The sequence below is a fragment of the Nocardia lijiangensis NBRC 108240 genome (genome assembly GCF_001613045.1).
GTDB classification, from domain to species: domain Bacteria; phylum Actinomycetota; class Actinomycetes; order Mycobacteriales; family Mycobacteriaceae; genus Nocardia; species Nocardia lijiangensis.
Window position 1 is genome coordinate 1 of the sequence record NZ_BDBP01000224.1, and the last position, 659, is coordinate 659.

Below are 659 nucleotides of genomic sequence, written 5' to 3' on the forward strand. Positions count from 1 at the left end.
GTCGCGCGCGGCGCGGTGGCCGTGTTCACCGATGCCGAGGGCGCGCAGCTGGCCGGGGAGCTCGGCGTGCCGGTGCTGGTGCGGGAGCGGCCGCGCGAGGTGCTCGGCGAGCTCTCTGCGGCGCTGTACGGCAACCCCTCGCAGCGGCTGACCATCGTCGGCATCACCGGCACCTCGGGCAAGACCACCACTTCGTATCTGGTGGAGGCGGGCCTGGCGGCGGGCGGTCTGTCCACCGCGCTGATCGGCACCATCGAGACCAGGATCGGCGGCCGCCGGGTGCCCAGCGCCCTGACCACCCCCGAGGCGCCGCAGCTGCACGCGATGTTCGCGCTCATGGTCGAGCAGGGCGTCGACGCGGTGGTGATGGAGGTGTCCAGTCACGCACTCGCACTCGGCCGGGTCGACGGTGTGCGCTTCGCGGTGGGCGCGTTCACCAACCTGTCCCAGGATCACCTGGACTTCCACGCCGACTTCGAGGACTACTTCGGCGCCAAGCGCAGGCTCTTCGAACCGGAGTCGGCCGTCGCCGCCCGGACCGCGGTGATCTGCGTCGACGACGACTGGGGCCGCCGCCTCGCCGCGAGCCTGGCGCCGATCACCGTCGCGACCACCGGGCCCGCGGATTGGCACGTGGCGGGCGCGGTCGCCGCGCACGG

1 protein-coding gene is annotated in these 659 nt (G+C 73.4%); it reads left to right on the forward strand.

Going from position 1 to position 659, the window contains the following annotated elements; translation table 11 throughout:
* Positions 1-659 (forward strand): Mur ligase family protein (locus NL1_RS36005; protein WP_245673749.1); only part of this gene is annotated, 659 nt, incomplete at both ends.